This is a genomic window from Acinetobacter brisouii, from assembly GCF_008993995.1.
Lineage (GTDB): Bacteria > Pseudomonadota > Gammaproteobacteria > Pseudomonadales > Moraxellaceae > Acinetobacter > Acinetobacter brisouii_A.
Genome location: NZ_BKNN01000111.1, coordinates 1 through 4905, shown reverse-complemented (window position 1 = coordinate 4905; position 4905 = coordinate 1). Strand labels below are relative to the sequence as shown.

The window sequence follows — 4905 nt, the reverse complement described above, 5'->3', positions numbered from 1 at the left end:
CTATAGGATTTTTATTAATGGACATTCATGCACATCAAACCAAAGCTCCAGGGGAAAAGCCGAAGTTTTACCAAGTACTTTATGTTCAGGTAATTTTCGCCATCACCTTAGGTATTATACTTGGTCACTTCTTTCCGAGCGTTGGTGAGAGCTTAAAACCTCTAGGCGATGCATTTATTAGCATTGTCAAAATGATTATTGCGCCTGTTATTTTCCTCACGGTTGTAACTGGTATTGCTGGCATGAACAATATGGGCAGTGTTGGACGTGTAACAGGTAAAGCGATGCTTTACTTCATCACATTCTCAACATTAGCCCTATTCGTAGGGATGATTGTTGCCAATGTTATTCAGCCGGGTCATGGTTTAAATATTGACCCTGCAACATTACATGGCGACAAAGTTTCTGAATATGTAGAAAAAGCTCACGATTCGACTATCGTTGGCTTCTTAATGAACATTATTCCAAAAACACTCATTAGCCCTTTGGTTGGCGGTGAAATTTTACAAGTTCTTTTTGTTGCCATCCTATTTGGTATTGCTTTAGCAACAACAAGTGCTCAATCTAAACCAATCATTGATTTCTTAAACAACTTGACTACACCTGTTTTTAAACTTGTAGGCATGTTGATGAAGTTCGCGCCAATTGGTGCATTTGGTGCAATGGCATTTACAATTGGTAAATATGGCATTGGCTCAATTGGTAACTTAGCGTTATTGATTGTGACTTTCTATATCACTGCTGTACTCTTTGTTGTAATTATTCTTGGCGCTGTGGCGAAATATAATGGTTTCTCTATCATTGATCTCGTTCGCTATATCAAAGAAGAATTATGGTTGGTTTTGGGTACAAGTTCTTCAGAAGCTGCTTTACCATCTTTAATGGACAAAATGGAAAAAGCGGGCTGTGAAAAATCAGTTGTTGGTTTGGTTATTCCAACAGGTTACTCATTTAACCTTGATGGTACCAACATCTATATGACGATGGCAGCACTGTTTATTGCTCAAGCGTGTAATATCGATTTAACGATTGGTCAACAGTTAACGCTGTTACTTGTTGCGATGATCAGCTCTAAAGGTGCAGCAGGTGTAACAGGTGCAGGCTTTATTACACTTGCAGCAACATTATCGGTTGTTCCAGATGTTCCAGTTGCGGGTATGGCTTTAATCCTTGGTATTGACCGTTTCATGTCTGAATGCCGTGCATTAACCAACCTTGTAGGCAATGCCTGCGCAACTGTTGTTGTTGCACGTTGGGACAAAGCATTAGACAAAGAAAAATTTGATGCCACAATGAAAGCACACAAAGCTAAAAAAGCTTAATGTTTAAAAATAAAAAAACCGCATCATGATGCGGTTTTTTTATATCAGTCAACTTTAGATTTGACCTTGTAAAATGCTTGCAGAAATTTGATTTTTCCATTGATCACGCAATGTTGGTAAATAGAATTTCTCACCTATCTCAATTAAATCCGCATCAATTAACGCATGTAAATCTTGCAGGAATAAATAGTCCAGTTCCACACTCGATAACTTCGTATTCTTCTTACTATATTCTTGGCGTTTTGCTTGAGCTTTTTTAACAAACTGATCTGCATAAGCACGATCTTTATATTGAGCCACAGCCGTTAAACGTAATTCAACCACTCCCCAACCACTGAGCAATAGTTTAAAGACTTCAAAATCTCGTGCGGTAGATTCCCATGTCATTTCTTCCAAATTTTCATCTGAAGGCAATACTGGAAGTAAAAGCTCCATCACACTTGGAAAAATTTTCTTAAAGTTAAGAATAAACTTAACAGGATGATCACCCGGATAATCTTGAAACTGAACGTGTTGTTGCGTATCGGTTAAATATATATCGAGCATAAAAAAGATCATCAGCAGTAAATAGAAGCGCTATATTGTACGCATAACTCACGCCAATACAAACTGCTGATGTTCAGCATGTGGATTATTTCACATTTGGAGCAACCATTTTTTCAGGGCGTACCACTTCATCAAACTGCTCAGGTGTCACTAGTGCCAGTTCTACCGCCACTTGCTTTAAGGTTTTATTTTCTTTATAAGCTGTTTTTGCGACTTTTGCTGCATTTTCATATCCAATAACAGGGTTTAATGCCGTGACTAGCATTAAAGAGTTATGTAGAAAATGATCGATTTTTTCACGATTTGGCTCAATTCCTACCGCACAATGGTCATTAAAGCTATTACATGCATCACCCAACAATTGAATCGACTGCAACAAGTTAAATGCAATGACAGGCATAAATACATTCAACTCAAAATTACCTGATGCTCCCGCAACATTGATGGTCGTGTCGTTTCCTAAAACTTGCGCTACAACCATCGTCATCGCTTCACTTTGAGTTGGATTGACTTTCCCTGGCATAATGCTTGAGCCTGGCTCATTTTCAGGAATTCTTAACTCACCCAAACCACAACGTGGACCACTTGCCAACCAACGAATATCATTGGCAATTTTATTCAAACTCGTTGCCAAAGTTTTTAATGCACCCGATGCAAATACCGCAGCATCACGCCCTGCCAAAGCTTCAAATTTATTTGGTGCAGTCACAAAAGGTAAACCAGTCAATTGCGCCAGTTGCTGTGCTGCATTTACCGCATAATCAGGATGCGCATTTAAACCTGTACCTACAGCCGTACCACCGAGCGGCAACTCATACAAGCCTTCTAATGCCTGATTTAAACGCTTTAAACCATGATCCAATTGTGAAACATAACCGCTAAATTCCTGTCCTAAAGTGAGTGGCGTTGCATCTTGTAAATGCGTCCGTCCAATTTTCACAATCTCTTGAAATTCATCTGATTTTTTTTGTAAAGTATCACGTAATTGTTTCACCGCAGGAATCAATAACTCATTGATTTGGACACTTGCCGCCACATGAATTGCCGTTGGAAATGAGTCATTGGTGGATTGAGCACGATTCACATGATCATTGGGGTGCACAGGCTTTTGTGAACCTAAAGGGTTTCCTAATTTTTGATTCGCAATGTTTGCAATGACTTCATTGCAGTTCATATTACTTTGTGTACCTGAACCCGTTTGCCAAACCACCAATGGAAATTGAGAGTCCCATTGTCCTGCAATGACTTCTTCAGCTGCATCTACAATATAATTTGCTAGTTCTTGAGGGATTTGTTTTAACTCTGCGTTGGTCAATGCGGCTGCCTTTTTTACCAAGCCCATACCTCGAATCATGGCACGAGGTAAACGCTCTTGACCGATCTTAAAATTCTGTAAGCTACGTTGAGTTTGTGCGCCCCATAGTGCTTCATTTGGAACCTCAACATCACCCATCGTGTCATGTTCTATACGCATTGTCATAATTTCCTCAATTTCATTATCATTCAATTTATAATGACTAGATCTACGCTCTAGCTAAACAACATCATACGTAGCAAACACCATTTAGTAAATAATTATCATTTACTTTTATGCTCCTCGATAAAAGCGCCACTGATCTTTGAGCATTTGCTCAACAGTTCGGGTTGCTACCCAACCTAGTTGTTGTTTTGCTTTACTCACATCAGCGCCCACTTGATCTAGCAAAGGTAAATGTAAATCTGTAGAAGAAGTGACTTTGGTAATACGACTTTGTATTAATTTCTCAGTCGTGTCTAATAGCTGATTCATACTAATGACATCAGGGCGCGAAATATTTAACACTTCATATCGATGATGTTGCTGCACTAGCCATGTCAAAGTTTTTTCCAATGCATCACAAACATCAAGAATATGTACAAAACTCCGTTCAGGACTACCATCCTGTGTGTCTTGTGTCGTATATATTTCTATACTTTCTCGCTCATGATTCGCGATTTGCATCAACAAACCCACAATGCTCTTTGGTAGCTTTGGAATAAACTCGCCCCAAAAACCCTGTTCAAATGCGCCCGCAACATTTCCCATACGTAAGATAGCAATATTCCATTCATTATCATGCTGAAATACATCAGCAAGGATGCGCTCCATCATTTGCTGAGACTGTATATAGGGGTTGATATAATCATGATTCAATGCTGTCTGCTCAGTGAGCTGACTGCCTGATTGAGCATAAACCATCAAACTTGAAACATGGATAAATTGCCGACAACCAATGCGTTGCATCATGCGTACAACACTCATCAGTGCACTTAAGTTATTGTTATAATACTCAATCGGCTTTAATGCTGACTCTTGCACAGACTTAAATCCAGCACAATGAATCACAGCATCAATTGGATACTGCTCAACAAATTTGGTCAATGCAGGTGTATTACGCACATCGACCTGTAAAAAAGGAATATACTGCCCTGCAATATACTGCAGACGATCCAAAGTATGCAGATGACTATTGACCAAATTATCAACCAGCACAACTTGCTGTCCTTTAGACAATAAATGCAACGCAATATGTGAACCAATAAAGCCTAAACCACCTGTAATCAAAATCATTGTCAGATACCTCCCAATAAAATCAACTGCTTGCAGCTTTATGGCGTATTTTTGGTGTTTTCATTAAGTTATCCACAAGTATAAAAACGCAAAAACCGACTCAAAATCACTATCGAGCCGGTCAGATCTGCAAGATGAGTATAATACTATCTTACAATTTCAATGAGATTAGTATGTTTCAATTTGCAGTTATTATATTTACCAAGCGTATCTATCAGATTCCAATTCATAAAATTTAGTTTAAATAATGATGAAAATCAATCAGATAGAAAACTGAATATCAATTTTAAATCTTTATTTTTTATTACTTTAATCTTATAAAATGATGTGGGTCTAGGATTTTAGACCATGCCTATAAGTGATAATCTACTCCCCAATAAGCATGGGAAATGCTTGTTTTTGGAGTCAACCATGACACGAAGAAAACGTCGTAATCATTCAGCAGAG

The 4905-nt window shown here is 38.5% G+C and carries 4 protein-coding genes; 1 reads left to right on the top strand and 3 read right to left on the bottom strand.

Annotated elements, in window-relative coordinates; all coding sequences use genetic code 11:
• Positions 1-17 precede the first annotated feature (17 nt).
• Positions 18-1322 carry a dicarboxylate/amino acid:cation symporter gene (locus GBN19_RS14570; RefSeq protein ID WP_151778619.1) on the top strand — a complete coding sequence of 435 codons (1305 nt, stop codon included), beginning with the start codon at positions 18-20 and terminating at the stop codon, positions 1320-1322.
• A gap of 54 nt (positions 1323-1376) precedes the next feature.
• On the opposite strand, the gene GBN19_RS14565 is transcribed toward GBN19_RS14570, so the two are convergent.
• From GBN19_RS14565 to GBN19_RS14555, 3 genes are all read right to left on the bottom strand, one after another.
• Complete coding sequence (locus tag GBN19_RS14565; RefSeq protein ID WP_151710568.1) at positions 1377-1868, bottom strand: hypothetical protein; 492 nt, start codon at positions 1866-1868, stop codon at positions 1377-1379.
• An 85-nt stretch (positions 1869-1953) separates the two neighbouring features.
• On the bottom strand, positions 1954-3348 hold the full coding sequence (gene fumC / locus GBN19_RS14560; RefSeq protein ID WP_151710569.1) for a class II fumarate hydratase: 1395 nt from the start codon (positions 3346-3348) through the stop codon (positions 1954-1956).
• A gap of 108 nt (positions 3349-3456) precedes the next feature.
• Positions 3457-4458, bottom strand: coding sequence for an SDR family NAD(P)-dependent oxidoreductase (locus GBN19_RS14555; RefSeq protein ID WP_151778618.1), 1002 nt, complete (start codon positions 4456-4458; stop codon positions 3457-3459).
• Positions 4459-4905 lie beyond the last annotated feature (447 nt).

What these genes read in the sequence shown, in the direction of transcription:
- GBN19_RS14570 (WP_151778619.1), top strand. Translation starts at nt 18, where the DNA reads ATGGACATTCATGCACATCAAACCAAAGCTCCAGGGGAAAAGCCGAAG.
- GBN19_RS14565 (WP_151710568.1), bottom strand. Translation starts at nt 1,868, where the DNA reads ATGCTCGATATATATTTAACCGATACGCAACAACACGTTCAGTTTCAA.
- fumC (WP_151710569.1), bottom strand. Translation starts at nt 3,348, where the DNA reads ATGACAATGCGTATAGAACATGACACGATGGGTGATGTTGAGGTTCCA.
- GBN19_RS14555 (WP_151778618.1), bottom strand. Translation starts at nt 4,458, where the DNA reads ATGATTTTGATTACAGGTGGTTTAGGCTTTATTGGTTCACATATTGCG.